16 protein-coding genes are annotated in these 19,083 nt (G+C 71.9%); 2 read left to right on the top strand and 14 right to left on the bottom strand.

Annotated features, from left to right (window positions below):
• Positions 1 to 1,797 (bottom strand): gamma-glutamyltransferase, encoded by a 1,797-nt coding sequence (ggt, locus tag ACWEVP_RS17185; RefSeq protein ID WP_452063500.1) that lies wholly within the window; start codon positions 1,795 to 1,797, stop codon positions 1 to 3.
• Positions 1,798 to 2,011: 214 nt separating this feature from the next.
• Between ggt and ACWEVP_RS17180 the strand changes: the two genes are divergently transcribed.
• Positions 2,012 to 2,818 carry a lysozyme gene (locus ACWEVP_RS17180; RefSeq protein ID WP_452063499.1) on the top strand — a complete coding sequence of 269 codons (807 nt, stop codon included), beginning with the start codon at positions 2,012 to 2,014 and terminating at the stop codon, positions 2,816 to 2,818.
• A gap of 82 nt (positions 2,819 to 2,900) precedes the next feature.
• Positions 2,901 to 4,229 carry a hypothetical protein gene (locus tag ACWEVP_RS17175; protein ID WP_452063498.1) on the top strand — a complete coding sequence of 443 codons (1,329 nt, stop codon included), beginning with the start codon at positions 2,901 to 2,903 and terminating at the stop codon, positions 4,227 to 4,229.
• 49 nt (positions 4,230 to 4,278) lie between these two features.
• Here ACWEVP_RS17175 and ACWEVP_RS17170 read toward each other — a convergent pair whose 3' ends face one another.
• The 13 genes from ACWEVP_RS17170 to pyrR all read right to left on the bottom strand — a co-directional run bounded on the left by ACWEVP_RS17170 (position 4,279) and on the right by pyrR (position 18,899).
• Positions 4,279 to 6,375, bottom strand: a complete 2,097-nt coding sequence (locus ACWEVP_RS17170) for a primosomal protein N' (RefSeq protein ID WP_452063497.1) — start codon at positions 6,373 to 6,375, stop codon at positions 4,279 to 4,281.
• Positions 6,376 to 6,466: 91 nt separating this feature from the next.
• Complete coding sequence (metK, locus tag ACWEVP_RS17165) at positions 6,467 to 7,669, bottom strand: methionine adenosyltransferase (protein ID WP_452063648.1); 1,203 nt, start codon at positions 7,667 to 7,669, stop codon at positions 6,467 to 6,469.
• Positions 7,670 to 7,762: 93 nt separating this feature from the next.
• Positions 7,763 to 8,983, bottom strand: a complete 1,221-nt coding sequence (gene coaBC / locus ACWEVP_RS17160) for a bifunctional phosphopantothenoylcysteine decarboxylase/phosphopantothenate--cysteine ligase CoaBC (RefSeq protein WP_452063496.1) — start codon at positions 8,981 to 8,983, stop codon at positions 7,763 to 7,765.
• Positions 8,976 to 9,245 carry a DNA-directed RNA polymerase subunit omega gene (gene rpoZ / locus ACWEVP_RS17155; protein WP_013224624.1) on the bottom strand — a complete coding sequence of 90 codons (270 nt, stop codon included), beginning with the start codon at positions 9,243 to 9,245 and terminating at the stop codon, positions 8,976 to 8,978. The genes coaBC and rpoZ overlap by 8 nt, the downstream gene beginning before the upstream one ends.
• Positions 9,242 to 9,895, bottom strand: coding sequence for a guanylate kinase (gene gmk / locus ACWEVP_RS17150; RefSeq protein WP_452063495.1), 654 nt, complete (start codon positions 9,893 to 9,895; stop codon positions 9,242 to 9,244). The genes rpoZ and gmk overlap by 4 nt, the downstream gene beginning before the upstream one ends.
• A complete protein-coding gene (gene mihF / locus ACWEVP_RS17145; RefSeq protein ID WP_003096398.1) occupies positions 9,892 to 10,209 on the bottom strand; it encodes an integration host factor, actinobacterial type in 318 nt (105 codons plus the stop codon). The genes gmk and mihF overlap by 4 nt, the downstream gene beginning before the upstream one ends.
• A gap of 107 nt (positions 10,210 to 10,316) precedes the next feature.
• The gene (gene pyrF / locus ACWEVP_RS17140; RefSeq protein WP_452063494.1) at positions 10,317 to 11,165 is read right to left on the bottom strand and encodes an orotidine-5'-phosphate decarboxylase; all 849 of its coding nucleotides are present in this window, start codon (positions 11,163 to 11,165) and stop codon (positions 10,317 to 10,319) included.
• Positions 11,162 to 14,476 (bottom strand): carbamoyl-phosphate synthase large subunit, encoded by a 3,315-nt coding sequence (gene carB, locus ACWEVP_RS17135; protein WP_452063493.1) that lies wholly within the window; start codon positions 14,474 to 14,476, stop codon positions 11,162 to 11,164. The genes pyrF and carB overlap by 4 nt, the downstream gene beginning before the upstream one ends.
• The gene (gene carA, locus ACWEVP_RS17130; RefSeq protein WP_452063492.1) at positions 14,476 to 15,597 is read right to left on the bottom strand and encodes a glutamine-hydrolyzing carbamoyl-phosphate synthase small subunit; all 1,122 of its coding nucleotides are present in this window, start codon (positions 15,595 to 15,597) and stop codon (positions 14,476 to 14,478) included. Before carA ends, carB begins: the two co-directional genes overlap by 1 nt.
• Complete coding sequence (locus tag ACWEVP_RS17125; protein ID WP_452063491.1) at positions 15,594 to 16,088, bottom strand: PH-like domain-containing protein; 495 nt, start codon at positions 16,086 to 16,088, stop codon at positions 15,594 to 15,596. Before ACWEVP_RS17125 ends, carA begins: the two co-directional genes overlap by 4 nt.
• Positions 16,088 to 17,374, bottom strand: a complete 1,287-nt coding sequence (locus ACWEVP_RS17120) for a dihydroorotase (RefSeq protein ID WP_452063490.1) — start codon at positions 17,372 to 17,374, stop codon at positions 16,088 to 16,090. Before ACWEVP_RS17120 ends, ACWEVP_RS17125 begins: the two co-directional genes overlap by 1 nt.
• Entirely contained in the window at positions 17,371 to 18,303 is a 933-nt protein-coding gene (locus tag ACWEVP_RS17115; protein ID WP_452063489.1) for an aspartate carbamoyltransferase catalytic subunit, read from the bottom strand. Before ACWEVP_RS17115 ends, ACWEVP_RS17120 begins: the two co-directional genes overlap by 4 nt.
• Positions 18,300 to 18,899, bottom strand: a complete 600-nt coding sequence (gene pyrR, locus ACWEVP_RS17110; protein WP_086856366.1) for a bifunctional pyr operon transcriptional regulator/uracil phosphoribosyltransferase PyrR — start codon at positions 18,897 to 18,899, stop codon at positions 18,300 to 18,302. The genes ACWEVP_RS17115 and pyrR overlap by 4 nt, the downstream gene beginning before the upstream one ends.
• Positions 18,900 to 19,083 lie beyond the last annotated feature (184 nt).

Raw genomic sequence — 19,083 nt, 5'->3', positions numbered from 1 at the left:
CTACCAGCCCGCCGGCCACACCACCTGAGCCGCGCCCTGGCCACGCCGGACCGGTTCCGCCGCCGCCAGCCAGCGGCCGTCGCGCAGGCGCTCCACGCCCGTCGCCGCGCCGATCTCCGCCGGCGCCGTCGAGAAGCCCTGGCCCCGCGCCTTCAGGTCCGCCGTCTCCGGCTGGTCCAGGAACGCCTGCTCGACCTGGGCGGCCGCCGAGTTCCGCTGCGACGCCCGCGGCGCCGCGATCGCGTCCTCCAGGGACAGCCCGCGGTCGAGGCGGCCGAGGATCACCTGCAGCACCGTCGTGATGATCGACGCGCCGCCGGGCGAGCCGGTCGCGAAGAACGGGCGGCCGTGGTCCAGCACGATCGTCGGTGCCATCGACGAGCGCGGCCGCTTGCCGGGGCCGGGCAGGTTCGGGTCGGGCACGCCCGGCGTCACCGGCGTGAACGAGAAGTCGGTCAGCTCGTTGTTGAGCAGGAACCCGCGGCCCGGCACGACGATCCCGCTGCCGCCCTCCTGCTCGATGGTCAGCGTGTAGGCGACGACGTTGCCCCACTTGTCGGCGACCGTCAGGTGCGTGGTGTTCTCGCCCTCGTACGGCGTCGGCGCGGCCGTGGTGCCCGCCGCGCACGGCGTGGGGTGCTTCGGGTCGGCCGGCGCGACCGGGCTGGTCGCCGCCTTGTCCTTCGAGATCAGGCACGCCCGTGAGTCGGCGAAACGCTGGCTCAGCAGTTCGCGCGCCGGGACGTCGACGACCGCCGGGTCGCCGATCCAGCGGTTGCGGTCGGCGAACGCGAACCGCGTCGACTCCAGGAAGTACTGCAGGTAGTCGGCCTTGCTCGCGTGCTTCAGGTCGAAGTTCTCGAGGATGTTGAGCGCCTCGCCGACGGTGAGCCCGCCCGAGGACGGCGCCGGCATGCCGTAGACGTCGAGGCCTTCGTAGCGCGCGTGGGTCGGGTCGCGTTCGATGGCCCGGTAGGCGGCGAGGTCCGCGGTGCTCAGCTTGCCGGGGCGCACGTTCAGCGTCGAGGCCGGGTCCTTCGGCGGCTGCTGGACGGTCTTCGCGATGTCGGCCCCGATCGGGCCGTGGTAGAGCGCGCCGACGCCCTGGTGCTCGAGCTGCGCGTAGGTGTCCGCGAGGTCGGCGTTGCGGAAGACGGTCCCGGGCACCGACGGGGCACCGCCGGGCAGGTACAGCGACCGCGTCGAGGGGAACGCGGCGAACCGCGCGGCGTTGTTCGCGACCTGCGTCTGGAACGTCGGGTCGACGACGAAACCCTTGCGCGCCAGCTCTTCCGCGGGCTTCAGGGACTTCGCCAGCGAGCGCGTCCCCCACTTGCGCAGCGCCTCCGACCACGTCGCGGGTGTGCCGGGCACGCCGACGCCGAGCCCGCTGGTGACGGCGTCGGCGAACGGCAGCGGCTGGCCGTTCTCGACGAAGAGGTTCGCGTCGGCGGTCTTCGGCGCGGTCTCCCGGCCGTCGAGCGTGTGGACGCGGTGGGTCTTCGCGTCGTAGTAGACGAAGAACCCGCCCCCGCCGACGCCGGCGGAGAACGGGTCGGTGACGCCGAGGGCGGCGGCGACCGCGACGGCCGCGTCGACGGCGTTCCCGCCGTCGCGCAGGACCTGGGTGCCGATGGCGGTGGCGTCGGCGTCGATGCTGGCCACGGCGCCCCCGAACCCGACCGCGACGGGGGACTTCGGCGTCGGGGTGGCGGCGACGGCGGGCGCGGCCACGCCGGCGGTGAGCGCGGCGGCAGCGGCCAGGACGAGCGTGGTTCGGCTCCAGTGCGCGGGCATGCGGGCGAGTCTGCCCCTCGGATCAAGCGCCTTCAAGACGCCAAAGGGCGCGGATCGGGCCGATTCGCCCGGTTTGCCAAGATTTCACGAATTTCCCCAGACTTCGAAATTGCTTCACATGGAGCAGTGACGTTGTGGTGCTTGCTGTAACAGAATCATGCGGCGCGGCCTGCACACCGCGCATCGCGAGGGCAACCGAAAGGAACAACCGAAGATGACCGCACCACGGAGGTGGCGCCGCCTGCTCGGCGCCGCTGTCGCTGTCTCGGCCTCCCTGCTGGCCGTGACGGCCCCCGGCGCCTCGGCGGCGCCGGGCTCGGACGCGTCGGACAACCACGAGATGGGCGCGGCGATCCGCGCCCACGACGGGGTCGCGCCCGCGGGCCTGGCACCGGCGTCGGTGGACGCGAGCGTCCCCGGCATCGACGTCAGCTCCTACCAGGGCAACGTCAACTGGGCGTCGTACTGGAGCGCGGGCAAGAAGTTCGCCTACGTCAAGGCGACCGAGGGCACCAGTTACCAAAACGCGTACTTCAGCCAGCAGTACACCGGGTCGTACAACGTGGGCATGATCCGCGGCGCATACCACTACGGCCGCCCGGACACCTCGGGCGGCGCGGCCCAGGCGGACTACTTCGTCGCCCACGGCGGCGGCTGGTCGAAGGACGGCAAGACGCTCCCGGGCACGCTCGACATCGAGTGGGGCCCGAACAACGCGTGCTACGGCAAGACGCCGTCCCAGATGGTGGCGTGGATCAAGGCGTTCAGCGACGAGTACCACGCGAAGACGACCCGCTGGCCGGTGATCTACACGGCGACGAGCTGGTGGAGCCAGTGCACGGGCAACACGGGCGACTTCAGCTCGACGAACCCGCTGTGGGTGGCGCGGTACGCGTCATCGGCGGGGACTCTGCCGTACAACTGGGGCTTCTACACGTTCTGGCAGTACAGCTCTTCGCCGATCGACCAGGACCAGTTCAGCGCGGACATCTCGCGGCTGAAGGTGCTGGCGACCGGCTGATCTTCCCGACGAACGCGGGTTATGCGGGTGGCGCGGTCGGCGGAAGACTCGATCGCGTCACCCACGCCGTGGAGGGAAACCCGTGCGCCTGTCCGCCCTGCTCCCCCTGCTCGCCGCCCTTCCGCTCGTCGCCTTTCCCACCGTTGCCGTCGCCGCCCCCGGCTGCTTCGACCCGACCGTCCCGCTCACCGTCGAAGAACAGCGCCTGACCGCGACCCTGCCCTCCGGTGGGGCCGCCGTCGGGCCCGAGCTCGTGCGGCTGGCCGGGCTCGACCCGCTCGTCGCCGACGTCGAGCGTGACCTCTGCGGGGCACGGACACCCAGGCGGGCCGAACGTGTTGCCACCCAAGCTGGTGCGCTGCTGTGGCGGACGGCCGTCGATCGGGCGCAGGGCCGGCGGCCGGATCTCGGGACGCTCGACCGGTTCGACGACCGGCCGCTCTACTGGGCGCGGCTGCAGCTCAGCAGCGCCATCCGGCAGCTGAAGTCGTTCCCCTCCCGGCGGAACGCGATGCTGACCGCGTTCGACCGCGGCTCGCGCGGCCTCGACGACGTCCGGTTTCCGCTCGGGAAGACGCGGCGCGTGCTGGTGAGCGGCTTCGACCCGTTCCAGCTCGACGGCGCCGGCATCACCATCTCGAACCCGGCGGGCGCCTCGGCGCTGCAGCTGGACGGGCGCGTCCTCGACACGCCGGCCGGACCGGCCGTCGTGCAGGCCGTGAGCTTTCCGGTCGTGTGGGGCTACTTCGACGAAGGGATCGTGGAAGCGGCCTACGGTACGGCATTGCGCGACCGCGCCCGGCGGCCGGACGTGGTCATGACCATCAGCCAGGGCCGGCCGGGCCGCTTCGACGTCGAACGCTGGGCCGGCGCCTGGCGCGGCGGTTTTCCGGACAACAACAACGTTTCCGTGACCGGCGGGGTCCCGCCGGCCGCGGGCTGGCCGCAGCCGGACGTCCAGTTCATCGAAACGACGCTGCCGTACGCGCGGATGCTGACGGTGACCGGCGCGTACCCGGTCAACTTCAACCAGGCTTTCTGCGTGTGGCCCGCGCAACCGGGCGTGGGGACGCCGGCGTGCCGGTCGGACGCCCCGCTGCCGGGCGAGATCGCGGCTTCGGGGGGTGGCGGAGATTATCTGTCGAACGAATCGATGTTCCGCGTGAACCGGGTCCGGCTGGGACTGGGCCTGACTTCGGTGGCGGGCGGGCACTTGCACACCCCGGTACTGGGCCGGCCGACCGGCTTGACCGACCCGGCTTTCGAAGGCCGCCGCCAGGCGATCGCGGCCGAGGTGATCGACCTGACGACCGCCGCGGCCGGCGGGGCGACCCCGGCGATTCCGTTGCCGGTCAAGGAATCCGCGCGGGCGGCGCTGGAATCCTTGCCGGGCACGGTGCTCGGCGGCTGATCCGGCGGAATCGCCCGCGCGCCAAGGCTTCCGCGCGCGGGCGAGGACGCTAGATCAGGTCCAGCGGGTCCAGCTGGATGCGAATCGGTTCGGTGGCCTTCTTCGCGTCCCGCCGGGCGGCCGCCGCGTGGATCGCCGACGACAGCGCCTTTCCGTCGGAGCGCGAAACCCGGACCAACGCCCGTTCCCGCTCCGCATTCCCCTCGTCGTCCACCTCGCCCAGCGGCACGGGGCCGAGCACCTCCCCGGACGAAGGCAACGGCAGGTCCGCCAGCAGCCCGGCCACCGCGTCCGGGCTTCCCTCCACGCTCGCCATCCGCATCGCCGGGGGGAAACCCAGCTCCCGGCGCTCCGCCAGCTCCTGGCCCGCGTGCCACGCCGGGTCCCAGCGGACCAGCGCCTGGACCACCGCCAGTCCCGCCTCCGCCCCGACGATGACCCGCCCACCCGACGACGAAGGGCGGACCAGCGCCGCCGCCGCCATCCAGCGGCGCAGCGTCTCCTCGCCCGCCCGCAAATCCTGGCGGCCCAGCAACGCCCAGCCGTCCAGCAGCAACGCCGCGCCGTAGCCGCCTTCGGCCACCGGCTCCGCTCCCGGTGTGCAGACCACCAGCGCGGGCTTGCCCGGCACCGAAGCCAGCACCTCCGCCGCCCCCGAGGTGCGGACCGGGATGCCCGGGAACGCGCGGCCCAGCTCTTCCGCCGTCCGCTTCGCGCCCACGATCACCGCGCGCAACCTCACCGAGCCGCACGCCGTGCAGCGGAACGCCGTCTCGGGGACGCCGCACCAGCGGCACGCCGGGGGCTTCGGCTGCCCGTCCACCGATCCGCCCGGCAGTGCCAGCGGCCCCGCGCAGCGGCGGCAGTGCGCCGGCGTGCGGCAGTTGCCGCAGGCCAGGCCCGGGACGTACCCGCGCCGCGGGACCTGGACCAGTGCCGGGTGGCCCGCCGCGAACGCCTGCCGCGCCGCTTCGAACGCCACCGCCGGCAGGCGCGCCACCCGTGCCGCTTCGTCGCGGGCCACGTCGAAGTCTTCACCCACCGGTGTCACGCGGGGCGCCGCGGCCCGCAGCACCGTGCGGTCGGCCAGCACCGGCGCCGCCCAGCCCGACTCGACCAGCAGCTGTGCCTCGGCCGTCCGCGCGAACCCGCCGACCAGCAGGGACGCCTTCGCCGCGTGCGCGCGGTCCATCAGCACGTCCCGGACGTGCGGGTACGGCGCGTGCTGGTCGAGGTGCAGGTCGTCGCCGTCGTCCCAGACGGCGAACAGGCCCGGGTCGTGGACCGGCGCGAACATCGCCGCCCGCGTGCCGACCACCACGCGCACCGCGCCGCGCAGCACCGCCAGCCAGCGCCGGTAGCGCTCGGCGGGCCCGAGGCCGGCGATCAGCGCCACCACGGCGTCCTCCCCCACGACCGCCGCGCACGCCTCGTGGACGCGGGTCAGGTCGCGGTGGTCGGGGACCACCAGCACCGCGCCGCGGCCGGCCGCGGCCACGACCCCGGCCGCCTCGGCCAGCCGCCGCGGCCAGTCTTCGCCCGGCAGGGCCTGCCAGACGGCGTTCGCGGGCTTGCCCTCCGCCAGCGCCTCCAGGAACGCCGGGCCCCGCTGGTACCGCGCCCAGGCCGTCGTGCCGGGCGCGTCCGGGGCCGCCGCGGGCGCCAACGCCGGTTCGCCTTCGGCCTTCGCGTGCCGGGGCGGGATCGCCAGGCGCAGGACGTCGGACAGCGTGCCGCCGTAGCGGTCGGCGACCGCCCGGCAGACCGCGTGCAGCGACGGCGGCAGCACCGGTTCCGGCGAGGTGACGCGGTCGAGGAACGCCAGCTTGCTGCCGTAGTCGCTGGTCTCGCCGCGCTCGATCAGGTAGCCGTCGACGAGCTGGCCGGCGAACCGGACGCGCACCCGGCACCCGGGTACGGCGGTCTCGTGCAGCTTCTCCGGCACGAGGTAGTCGAAGGTGCGGTCCAGGTGGGCGAGGGGGATGTCGACGACGATCCGCGCGACCGGCCGCTCGGGCGCGGGGTTCTGCGCGCCCTTGGTCTTCGCTCCCGGCTTGGCCGGTTTCCGGGCACGCGAGGGGGCCGCCTTCGGCGAAGGCGGTTTCTCCGGGAGGTCCCAGAGAGCGGCGGGCTCGGAGCTACTCACGCCACGATCTCTACCAGACCCCTCCGACAGCCCCGACGCCAGGAAGGCCACCCCGAGGCGTGCTCGGGGTGGCCCTTCACCGGATCGTGCGTCAGGCGCCGGCCGCGGCCTTGAGGGCCTCGGCGCGGGCCGTGCTCTCCCACGGCAGGTCGAGCTCGGGCCGGCCGAAGTGGCCGTAGGCCGCCGTCGGGGCGTAGATCGGGCGCAGCAGGTCGAGGTCGCGGATGATCGCCGCCGGCCGGAGGTCGAAGACCTCGGTGATGGCCTGCTGGATCTTCGACGGGTCGACCGTCTCGGTGCCGAACGTCTCGACGAACAGGCCGACCGGGGCCGCCTTGCCGATCGCGTACGCGACCTGCACCTCGGTCCGCTGGGCCAGGCCCGCGGCGACGACGTTCTTGGCCACCCAGCGCATCGCGTACGCGGCGGAGCGGTCGACCTTGGAGGGGTCCTTGCCCGAGAACGCGCCGCCGCCGTGGCGGGCCATGCCGCCGTAGGTGTCGACGATGATCTTGCGGCCGGTCAGGCCCGCGTCGCCCATCGGGCCGCCGATGACGAACCGGCCGGTCGGGTTGACCAGCAGGCGTGCGTTCGAGGTGTCGATGCCCAGGCCCTCGAGCTCGGGGCCGACGACGTGCTCCTTGACGTCGACGCTGAGCATCCGGTCGAGGTCGATGCCGTCGGCGTGCTGCGAGGACACGACGACCGTGTCGAGGCGGACCGGCTGGTCGCCGGCGTACTCGATGGTGACCTGGGTCTTGCCGTCCGGGCGCAGGTACGGCAGCACGCCGTCCTTGCGGACCGCGGTCAGCCGCTTGGACAGCCGGTGCGCGAGCGCGATCGGCAGCGGCATCAGCTCGGGGGTGTCCGAGCAGGCGTAGCCGAACATCAGGCCCTGGTCGCCGGCGCCTTGGCGGTTGATCTCGTCCTCGTCGGACTCGACCCGCGACTCGTAGGCGGTGTCGACGCCCTGGGCGATGTCGGCCGACTGGGAGCCGATCGCGACGTTGACGCCGCAGGAGTTGCCGTCGAAGCCCTTGGCCGAGGAGTCGTAGCCGATCCTCAGGATGACGTCGCGGACGATCGTGGGGATGTCGGCGTACGCCTCCGTGGTCACCTCGCCGGCGACGTGCACCTGGCCGGTGGTGATCAGGGTTTCGACCGCGACGCGGCTACGGGGGTCCTTCGACAGCAGGCCGTCGAGGATCGAGTCGCTGATGGCGTCGCAAATCTTGTCGGGGTGCCCTTCGGTCACCGACTCCGAGGTGAACAATCTGCTGCTAGACGCGGTCACGGTGGCCGTCACTTCCTCACCTTGTCGTCGGATGCCCCGAAAGTTAGGCACCCCTTACCTGTGCAAGCGTACTGACTATCGCTCGGGGGACGGTCAACGCTTCATGAAGCTCACAACAGCGTCCCACAGAGTGGACGCCAGTTCAGCCTTCGCGCCGAGAGGTATGGGGATTTCCGTGCCGTCCGAGCCGAGCAGCCAGCCCGAATTGTCTTCCGTGCCGAACGCTTTTCCGTCGCCGACGGCGTTCACCACCAGCAGATCCGCGCCTTTGCGCTTGAGCTTGACGCGGGCGTGGTCCAGGACGCCGCCCTGCGCGTCGCCGGTTTCCGCGGCGAATCCCACGACGACCTGACCGGGACGCCGGTTTCGCACCAATTCCGCGAGGATGTCGGCATTGCGGTCGAGGGTGATCACCGGGTCGGGCTGGTCGTCGGACTTCTTGATCTTGTGGTCGGCCCGGTTCGCCGGCCGGAAGTCGGCGACGGCGGCGGCCATCACGACGACGTCGGCGCTTTCGGACGCCGCGTGCACGGCCTGCCGCAGCTCCTCGGCCGTCGAAACGTGCTCCACGGTCGCGCCCGCCGGGTCGGGCAGCGCGACGGTGTGCGCGGTGACCAGGGTGACCTCGGCGCCGCGCTGGGCGGCGACGCGGGCCAGCGCGTAGCCCTGCTTGCCGGAGGAGCGGTTGCCGAGGTAGCGGACCGGGTCGAGCGGCTCGCGCGTCCCGCCGGCCGACACGACGACGCGGACGCCTTCGAGGTCGCGCGGGAGGGCGTCGGGGCGGGCCAGCAGGAGCCGCGCCAGGTCGACGATCTCGGCCGGGTTCGCGAGACGACCCTTGCCGGTGTCGACGCCGGTCAACCGGCCCGAGTCGGGCTCGGTGACGATCGCGCCGCGCGAGCGCAGCAGGGCCACGTTGGCGCGGGTCGCGGGGTGCTCCCACATCTCCGTGTGCATCGCCGGGAAGAAGGCGACCGGGCACCGGGCGGTGAGCAGGGTGTTCGTCAGCAGGTCGTCCGCGAGGCCGTGGGCGGCCTTGGCCAGGAGGTTCGCCGTGGCCGGGACGACCAGGACGAGGTCGGCTTCCTTGCCGACGCGGACGTGCTGGACCTCGGGCACCTCGGTGAACACGCCCGTGTGCACCGGGTGGCCGGAGAGGGCTTCGAAGGTGGCCGCGCCGACGAAGTTCAGCGCGGCTTCCGTGGGGACCACGCGGACGTCGTGACCGGACTCGGTCAGCCCGCGCAGGACCTCACAGGCCTTGTAGGCGGCGATGCCGCCGCCCACGCCCAGGACGACCTTGGGTTTACTCACCCTCGGTGTGCTCGAGCAGGCCGCCGTGGATCTCGCGCAGCGCGATCGAGAGCGGCTTCTCGCGCGGGCCCGGCTCGACGAGCGGGCCGACGTACTCCAGCAGCCCCTCGCCCAGCTGGGCGTAGTAGTCGTTGATCTGGCGGGCGCGCTTGGCCGAGTAGATCACCAGCGCGTACTTCGAGCTGACCTTCTCGAGCAGGTCGTCGATCGGCGGGTTGGTGATGCCTTCGAGCTCTTCGGTCAGGGCTACCTGGGTGGTCACGCGTGATGCTCCGAATCTTCGGCAGACTGATCAGTCATCAAGTTTAGCAAGTGCTCGGCGGCCTCCCGCACGTCGGCGTTGACGAGGCGGTGGTCGAACTCCCCCGCCGCCGCCAGCTCGCGCTCCGCTTCGGCCAGCCGGGCCTGCACCGCGGCCTCGCTTTCGGTGCCGCGCCCGGTGAGCCTGCCGACCAGTTCCTCCCACGACGGCGGCATCAGCATCACCAGCCGGGCCTCCGGCATCGCCGCGCGGACCTGGCGGGCGCCCTGCAGCTCGATCTCCAGGACGGCCGGGCGGCCCTCGGCGAGGGCCTTCTCGACGGGTTCGCGGGGGGTGCCGTAGCGGTTGCCCGCGAACTCGGCCCACTCCAGCAGCCTGCCGTCGGCGACCATGGCGTCGAACTCCGCCCGGTCGACGAAGTGGTAGTGCGCCCCGTCGACTTCGCCGGGGCGCGCCTTGCGCGTGGTGACCGAGACGCTGAACCAGACGTCGGGCTCCAGCTTCCGCAGTTCGCCCACCACGCTCGACTTCCCGACCCCCGAAGGCCCCGATACGACGGTGAGCCGGTGCCGGGGGAGGTCCCCCGCCACCGGCTCACTGCCGCGGTCGGTGCCCGGGTTCACCGGGTAGTCACGACCGGCGCCGTTCACTCGCCGCTGAACTCGGCCAGCAGCGCCTTGCGCTGCCGGTCGCCGAGGCCGCGAAGGCGACGGCTGGGGGCGATCTCCAGTCGTTCCATGGTCTGCTGCGCGCGGACCTTGCCGACGCCCGGGAGGGCCTCGAGCAGAGCCGAAACCTTCATCTTGCCGAGGACTTCGTTCTCCTCGGCCTGCTTCAGCACGTCGACCAGAGTGGTACCGCCCCGCTTCAGCCGCTCCTTCAGCTCAGCACGGATGCGGCGGGCGGCGGCGGCCTTCTCCAGCGCCGCAGCGCGCTGTTCCTCTGTCAGCTGGGGAAGTGCCACGTTTTCCTCCGGTAGTTCTCAAATCTGGGTGGGTGACGCGACGGTACCCACCCGTGAGCACCGGCCACAATGCGGGGGTGCCTGGTGGGGGCCCGTTCCGGGCCCTGCTATTGGTCGTTTTCCTGCGGGTCGGCCAGCACTTCGGCGACCCGTTCGACCGCTTGGCGCAAAGCCGCTTGCTCCGGACCGTGCTTCAGGATGTCCCGGGACGACGCGGGCAGCACGCCCGGCAGTCCCGCTCCGAAAAGCGCCTTCAAATCCGCCACAGTGGCTCCCTGGGCCCCGAAACCGGGTGCCAGCACCGGTCCGTTCAGCCCGGAGAGGTCCAGCTCGCCCGGCGCGACGGTGGCCCCGACGACGACCCCTACATCGCCGAGCGGTGCCGCGGCTGCGTTGAGCGCCGCCGCGGAATCGACGATCGACTGCCCGACGGTGCGCCCGTCGGGCAGTTTCGCGTTCTGCACGGCGGCGGCTTCCGGGTTCGAGGTCCGGGCAAGCACGAAGATGCCGCGCCCCGCCGAAACCGCCGTTTCGGCGCATTGGGCCAAAGAGCCGAACCCGAGGTACGGCGAAACGGTCATCGCGTCGGCCGCGATCGCCGCCCCGTCGGCCACGTAGGCCGCGGTGTACGCCGCCATCGTCGAGCCGATGTCGCCGCGCTTGACGTCCAGCAGCACCAGCGCGCCCGCCTCGCGGGCCGTCTCGACGACCCGTTCCAGCACGCGGACGCCGGCCGCCCCGAAACTTTCGAAGAACGCCGACTGCGGCTTCACGACCGCCGCTCGGGCCGCCAGGACCTCCGTGGCGGACAGCGCGAACCGTTCCAGGCCCGAAGCGTCCACCGGGAGCCCCCAGGCCTCGAGGAGGCCCGGGTGCGGGTCGATCCCGGCGCACAGCGGGCCGCGGGCCGCGACGGCCTTCGCCAGCCGCGCCCCGAACCGCTCCCCCGTGCTCACGACTGCGCCTTCAGCGCCGCCTGGAGCTCCTGCAGGGACTTGACCCCGATGTCGCCCCGGATCAGCGCTTCGATGCCGTGCACGGCCGCCGCGGCGCCCTGCACGGTCGTCACGCACGGGATGTCCCGGGACACCGCCGCGGTGCGGATTTCGTAGCCGTCGACGCGGGGACCGCTGTTCCCGTAAGGGGTGTTGATCACCATGTCGACGCCGCCGTCGAGGATGACGTCGACGATGTTCGGCTCGGCCTCGGTCGAACCCTCGTAGTGCTTGCGCACCACCGTGCACGCGACCCCGTTGCGCCGCAGCACTTCCGCGGTGCCGGACGTGGCGAGGATCTCGAACCCGAGGTCCGCCAGCCGCTTCACCGGGAACACCAGCGAGCGCTTGTCGCGGTTGGCGACCGAGACGAACACGCGCCCGGACGTCGGCAGCGAGCCGTACGCGCCGCTCTGGGACTTCGCGAAGGCCTTGCCGAAGGAGACGTCGACGCCCATCACCTCGCCGGTGGACTTCATCTCCGGGCCCAGCAGGGAATCCACGCCGTGGCCTTCCGGCGTGCGGAAGCGGTGGAACGGCAGCACGGCCTCCTTGACCGCGACCGGCGAGTCGGCCGGCATCTGCCCGCCGTCGCCCTCGGCGGGCAGGACGCCGCTCTCGCGCAGGTCCTTGATCGTCGAGCCGGTCATGATCAGCGCGGCCGCCTTGGCCAGCGGCACGGCGGTCGCCTTGGACACGAAGGGTACGGTGCGCGACGCGCGCGGGTTGGCCTCCAGGACGTACAGGACGTCGTCCTTGAGCGCGTACTGGACGTTCAGCAGTCCCCGCACGCCCACACCGCGGGCGATCGCCTCGGTGGAGCGGCGGACGGCCTGCAGGTCCGTGTGCCCGAGCGTGATCGGCGGCAGCGCGCAGGAGGAGTCGCCGGAGTGGATCCCGGCCTCCTCGATGTGCTCCATGACGCCGCCGAGGTAGAGCTCCTCGCCGTCGAACAGCGCGTCGACGTCGATTTCGATGGCGTCGTCGAGGAAGCGGTCCACGAGCACCGGGTGCTCGGGGGTGACCTCGGTGGCGCGGCGGATGTAGCCGGCCAGGGTTTCCTCGTCGTAGACGATCTCCATGCCGCGGCCGCCCAGGACGTAGGACGGCCGGACGAGGACCGGGTAGCCGATCTCGTCGGCGATCCGCTTGGCGCCCTCGAAGGACGTCGCCGTGCCGTAGCGCGGCGCGGGCAGGCCGGCGTCGGTGAGGACCTCGCCGAACGCGCCGCGGTCCTCGGCCAGGTGGATGGCCTCCGGCGGCGTCCCGACCACCGGGACCCCGGCGTCGGCCAGGCGCTTGGCCAGGCCCAGCGGGGTCTGGCCGCCGAGCTGGACGATCACGCCGGCGACCGTGCCGGACGCCTGTTCGGCGTGCACGACCTCGAGGACGTCCTCGAAGGACAGCGGCTCGAAGTACAGCCGGTCGGAGGTGTCGTAGTCGGTGGACACGGTTTCCGGGTTGCAGTTGACCATGACGGCCTCGAACCCGGCCTCCCGCAACGCGATCGCCGCGTGCACGCAGGAGTAGTCGAACTCGATGCCCTGGCCGATCCGGTTCGGGCCGGAGCCGAGGATGAGCACCTTCGGCTTGTCCGACTGGACGGCCACTTCGGACTGCGCGTCGGGGTCGGACTCGTAAGCCGAGTAGTGGTACGGGGTCTTGGCCGCGAACTCGGCCGCGCAGGTGTCGACGGTCTTGAACACCGGCCGCACGCCGAGGCGGTGGCGCAGCGCGCGGACGCCATCCTCGCCGGCCAGTTCCGGGCGCAGGGCGGCGATCTGGCGGTCGGACAGACCGGTGCGCTTGGCGCGGCGCAGCAGGTCCTCGTTCAGCACCGGCGCGTCGCGGACTTCGGCGCCCACTTCACCGATGAGGGCGATCTGGTCGATGAACCACGGGTCGATGCCGGAGGCCTCGTGGACGTCCTGCACCGAAGCACCCAGCCGCAGCGCGCGTTCCACTTCGTACAGCCGGCCTTCGTGCGGCGTGCGCAGCGAGTCCAAAGTGGACTCGACGGTCGCGCCCTCGGGGTCGGGCAGCGTCCAGAACCCGGTCGCCTTGGTCTCGATCGACCGCATCACCTTGCCGAGCGCCTCGGGGAAGCTGCGGCCGAACGACATCGCCTCGCCGACGCTCTTCATCGTCGTGGTCAGCGTCGGGTCCGCGCCCGGGAACTTCTCGAAGGCGAACCGCGGCATCTTCACGACGACGTAGTCGAGCGCGGGCTCGAACGACGCCGGGGTCTCGCCGGTGATGTCGTTCTGGATCTCGTCGAGGGTGTAGCCGATGGCGAGCTTCGCGGCGATCTTGGCGATCGGGAAGCCGGTCGCCTTGGACGCCAGCGCGGAGCTGCGCGACACGCGCGGGTTCATCTCGATGACGACCATCCGGCCGTCGGCCGGGTTGATCGCGAACTGGATGTTGCAGCCGCCGGTGTCGACGCCGACCTCGCGCAGGACCGCGATGCCGACGTCGCGCATCACCTGGTACTCGCGGTCGGTGAGGGTCATCGTCGGCGCGACGGTGACCGAGTCGCCGGTGTGCACGCCCATGGCGTCGATGTTCTCGATCGAGCAGACGACCACGACGTTGTCGTGCTTGTCGCGCATCAGCTCGAGCTCGTACTCCTTCCAGCCGAGCACGCTCTCCTCGATGAGCACCTCGGTGACCGGGGACTCGGCGAGGCCGGTGGACGCGAGCCGCTCCAGGTCCTCCGGCGTGTGCGCCATGCCGGAGCCGAGGCCGCCCATGGTGAACGACGGCCGGATGACGACCGGCAGGCCGAGCTCCTTGACGGTGTCGCGGACCTCGTCCATGTCGTGGCAGACGCGGCTGCGCGGGACGTCGGCGCCGACCGTGCGGACGATGTCCTTGAACTTCTGCCGGTCTTCACCGCGCTGGATGGCGTCGATGTCGGCGCCGATCAGCTCGACGCCGTACTTGTCGAGCACGCCGCGCTCGTGCAGCGCGACCGCGCAGTTCAGCGCGGTCTGGCCGCCGAGGGTCGCCAGCAGCGCATCAGGCCGCTCCTCGGCGATGACCTTCTCGACGAAGTCCGGCGTGACCGGCTCGATGTAGGTGGCGTCGGCGAACTCGGGGTCGGTCATGATGGTGGCCGGGTTCGAGTTCACCAGGGACACGCGCAGGCCTTCGCTGCGCAGCACCCGGCAGGCCTGGGTGCCGGAGTAGTCGAACTCCGCGGCCTGCCCGATCACGATCGGCCCGGAGCCGATCACCAGCACGTGCTGGATGTCCGTCCTCTTCGGCATCAGGCCTTCTTCTCCATGAGCGAAACGAAATCGTCGAACAGGGGGGCCGCGTCGTGCGGGCCGGCCGCGGCTTCGGGGTGGTACTGCACCGAGAACGCCGGGACGTCGAAGGCCCGCAGGCCCTCGACCGCGCCGTCGTTGGCGCAGTAGTGGCTGACCTGAGCCGCGCCGAAGGGCGACTCGAAGCGCTGCCCGGGCTCGCCTTCGAGGGCGAAGCCGTGGTTCTGTGCGGTGATCGCCACCGACTTGGTGGCGACGTCGATCACCGGGATGTTGATGCCGCGGTGGCCGTAGCGCATCTTGTACGTGCTCAGGCCGAGCGCGCGGCCGAGGACCTGGTTGCCGAAGCAGATGCCGAACAGCGGGATCTCGCGGCCCAGGACCTGCTTGGTCAGCTCGGTGGCGTGCGTCGTCGTGGCCGGGTCGCCCGGGCCGTTGGAGAGGAACACGCCGTGCGGCTCGACGGCCAGCAGCTCGTCCAGGGTCGAGGTCGAGGGCAGCACGTGCACCTCGATGCCGCGCTTGACCATCTGGCGCGGGGTGTTGGACTTGATGCCCAGGTCCAGCGCGACCACGCGGAAGCGCGTCTCGCCTTCCGCCGGGACGACGTACGGCTTCGCCGTGGTGACCTGGCCGGCCAGGTCGGCGCCCTCCATCTTCGGGCTCGCGAGGACCTCGGCGACCATGTCGTCGACGGTGCCCAGCGCGTCGCCGGAGAAGACCCCGGCCCGCATCGCGCCCAGCTCGCGCAGGTGGCGGGTCAGCGAGCGGGTGTCGACCTCGGCGATGCCGACGATCCCCTGGCGCACCAGCTCCTCGTCCAGCGTGCGCTTGGCGCGCCAGTTGGACGGCGTGCGCGCGGGGTCGCGCACCACGTAGCCGTTGACCCAGATCTTCGAGGACTCGTCGTCTTCGTCGTTCCAGCCGGTGTTGCCGATCTGCGGCGCGGTCTGCACCACGATCTGCCCGTGGTAGGACGGGTCGGTCAGCGTCTCCTGGTAGCCGGTCATGCCGGTGCAGAACACCGCCTCGCCGAGGGTTCGCCCCTGCGCGCCGTAGGCAGCGCCGCGGAACACCCGGCCGTCTTCGAGTACCAGTGCGGCCTGAGCGCGCGCGTTCACTGGGCACCTCCCTTGATCTTGAGCTGTTCGATCCACTGTGGATAGTCGTCGAGGTCGTCGCCGCGGAAGCCGGTGTCGACCTCGGTTTCGCCGGCTCGCCAGGTGAGGACGAGCAACGCGTCGGTGCCCATCACCTTCCCGGCGATCTTCGTGTCGCGCCGGACGCCGGTGATCGCCTCGCGCGGGATCCAGAAGTCCGGGGCGCCGCCGCGTTCGACCGCGACACCGCCGGCGTGCAGCCGCAGGACCGCGCCGGTGCGCAAGCCCGCGCCGCGGGTGACGACCCGGTTCTGCCACTCCCCCGCGAACGTCGTGGCGAGGTAGACGCCGGTGGACTCCAGCAGGACGTCACCCGGCTCCGAGGGGATGGCGGGGAACGGCGGCACCCGCACGCTCTGCGAGCGCGCCTTGCGCCGCCAGCCGACGTACATGCCCCAGAGGCACAGCAGGAAGAAGGCGACGATCGCCAGCACGAGCCAGAAGCGCTCCATCAACAGACCTTCCCGTCCCGCGCGGTGACCCGCCCGCGCAGCAGGGTCGCGGTCACCACACCGGGGAGCCGCATTCCCTCGTACGGGGTGTTGGCCGCGATGCTGGCCAGCTCGGCGCCGCGGACCGTCCACTCGGCGTCCGGGTCGACCAGGGTCAGGTTCGCGGGCTCGCCGACGGCGATCGGCCGGCCCTGGTCGGCCAGGTTGCCGATCTCGGCCGGGCGCTCGCTCATGACGCGGGCGACGCCGCGCCAGTCGAGCAGCCCGGTGCGGACCATCGTTTCGGCCACGATCGACAGGGCCGTCTGGAGCCCGAGCATGCCCGGCCGGGCCGCGGTCCACTCGGTGTCCTTGTCCTGCACCGCGTGCGGGGCGTGGTCGGTGGCGACGCAGTCGATCACGCCTTCGGCCAGGGCCGCGCGCAGCTTCTCGGCGTCGGACTCCGTGCGCAGCGGCGGGTTCACCTTGTTGACCGGGTCGTAGGTGGCCAGGCGCTCGTCGGTGAGCAGCAGGTGGTGCGGGGTGACCTCGGCCGACACCTTGGTGCCGCGGTCCTTGGCCCAGCGCAGCACGTCCGCCGTGCCCGAGGTGGAGACGTGGCAGACGTGCAGCCGCGCGTTGGCGTGCAGCGCCAGCAGGCAGTCGCGCGCGACGATGGACTCCTCCGCCGCGGCGGGCCAGCCGGTGTAGCCGAGCCGGGCCGCGCGCTCGCCCTCGTGGGCCTGGGCGCCGACGGTCAGCCGCGGTTCCTCGGCGTGCTGCGCGATGACGACGTCGAGCGCGGTCGAGTACTCCAAGGCGCGGCGCATGAGCAGCGGGTCGGCGACGCAGAGGCCGTCGTCGGAGAAGACCGTGACGCGGGCCTGGGCGTTCGCCATGGTGCCCAGCTCGGCGAGCTTCTCGCCCTTGAGCCCGACGGTGACCGCGCCGACCGGGTGGACGTCGACCAGGCCGACCTCCAGCCCGCGCCGCCAGACGTGGTCGACGACCACGGCGTTGTCGGCGACCGGGCTCGTGTTGGCCATCGCGAACACCGCGGTGTAGCCGCCGAGCGCCGCCGCGGCCGAGCCGGTGTCGATCGTCTCGGTGTCCTCGCGGCCGGGTTCGCGCAGGTGGGTGTGCAGGTCGACGAAGCCGGGCAGCAGCACCTGACCGGCGGCTTCGACGACTTCGGCGTCTTCGGGTGCTTGGACGGCGCCGATCGCGGTGATCACCCCGTCCTCGATCAGGACGTCGACCGGGTCGCCTTCGCCGTAGGGGCGAGCGCCCTTGATCACGGTGCTCACGCGGCGTCTCCTTCGCTGGCCAGGAGGTGGTAGAGGACCGCCATGCGCACGTGGACGCCGTTGCGGACCTGTTCGGTGATGGCCGAGGCCGGGGAATCGGCGACCGCGCTCGCGATCTCCATCCCGCGCAGCATCGGGCCGGGGTGCAGCACGACCGCGTGGTCCGGCAGCAGCTTCTGGCGCCGTTCCGAGAGTCCGTACGCGATGGAGTACTCCCGCGCGGAGGGGAAGAAACCTCCGTGCATCCGCTCCGCCTGGACCCGCAGCATCATGACCGCGTCGACCGCGGGCAGCTCGGCGTCCAGGTCGTGCGAGACGGTGACCGGGAGGCTCTCGACGCCGTAGGGCAGCAGCGTCGGCGGCGCGACCAGCACCACCTCGGCGCCGAGGGCCGAGAGGAGGTGGATGTTCGAGCGGGCGACGCGGCTGTGCAGGACGTCGCCGACGATCGCGATCCGGCGGTCCTTGAGCGAGCCCAGGCGCTCCCGCAGCGTGGCGGCGTCGAGCAGCGCCTGCGTCGGGTGCTCGTGGGTGCCGTCGCCGGCGTTGACCACCGACGTGCCGGGCTCGGCGAGCCACTCCGAGAGCCGCTGGGCCGCGCCGCTGGCGGGGTGCCGGACGATCACGCAGTCGGCGCCCGCGGCGGCCAGCGTCAGCGCCGTGTCGCGCAGGGATTCGCCCTTGTTGACCGAGGAGCTGGACGCGGAGACGTTGATCACGTCGGCGCTCATCCACTTCCCGGCGATCTCGAACGACACCCGGGTGCGGGTCGAGTTCTCGTAGAACAGGGTGATCACCGTGCGGCCGCGCAGCGTCGGCAGCTTCTTGACCTCACGGCCGAGCAGCGTGTGCTTGAGCTCGTCGGCGGTGTCGAGCACGGCCGTGGCGACCGCCGGGTCCAGGCCGTCGGTGGCGAGCAGGTGCTTCACGAGTCCTCTCCAGCAGCTTCGGACGGACGCAGCAGGACGGCGTCGCGGCCGTCGATCTCGGCCAGCAGGACGGACACGCCCTCGGTGCGCGCGGTCGGGACGTTCTTGCCCACGTAGTCGGCGCGGATCGGCAGCTCGCGGTGACCGCGGTCGACCAGCACGGCCAGCTGCACCGCGCGGGGGCGGCCGTGATCACGGAGGGCATCGAGCGCGGCCCGGATCGTCCGGCCGGAGAAGAGCACGTCGTCGACCAGGATCACCACGCGGTCGTCGATGCCGTCGGCGGGCAGCTGCGTCTGCTCGAGCGCGCGCGGCGGGCGGCGGCGGAGGTCGTCCCGGTAGAGGGTGACGTCGAGGGCGCCGGTCGGCGGGCGGACCCCGGAGAATTCGCCGATCTTGTCGGCCAGCCGGACGGCGAGCGGGGTGCCGCGGGACGGGATCCCGAGCAACACGGGCGGGGTAGTGCTTTCCGCACCGTTCGCGGTCTTTTCGATGACCTGATGGGCCATTCGGGCGATCGTGCGCGCGACATCGCCGGCCGTCAGGAGCTCGCGCTCCCCGGCCGAACCAGCCGCGCCACGCGGACGTGACGACACTTCGGACTCCTTCCCCGCCTCACCGGACGGGTCCTTAAAGGACGTCTGTTCCCCTGCTGGTCGGGGCTTTCGCACCGACAGTAGCAGGCACTTTGCTCAGTCTTACGGGTGGTGTGAGGTGATTCGCGACAAGCTCGCGCTTGACCTGGTGACAACAATGCGTAACCATTACTCTGAGTATTCG

Source organism: Amycolatopsis sp. NPDC003865 (genome assembly GCF_053605345.1).
The sequence above is the reverse complement of the archived record's forward strand: the minus strand, read 5'-3'. Positions and strand labels throughout refer to the sequence as shown.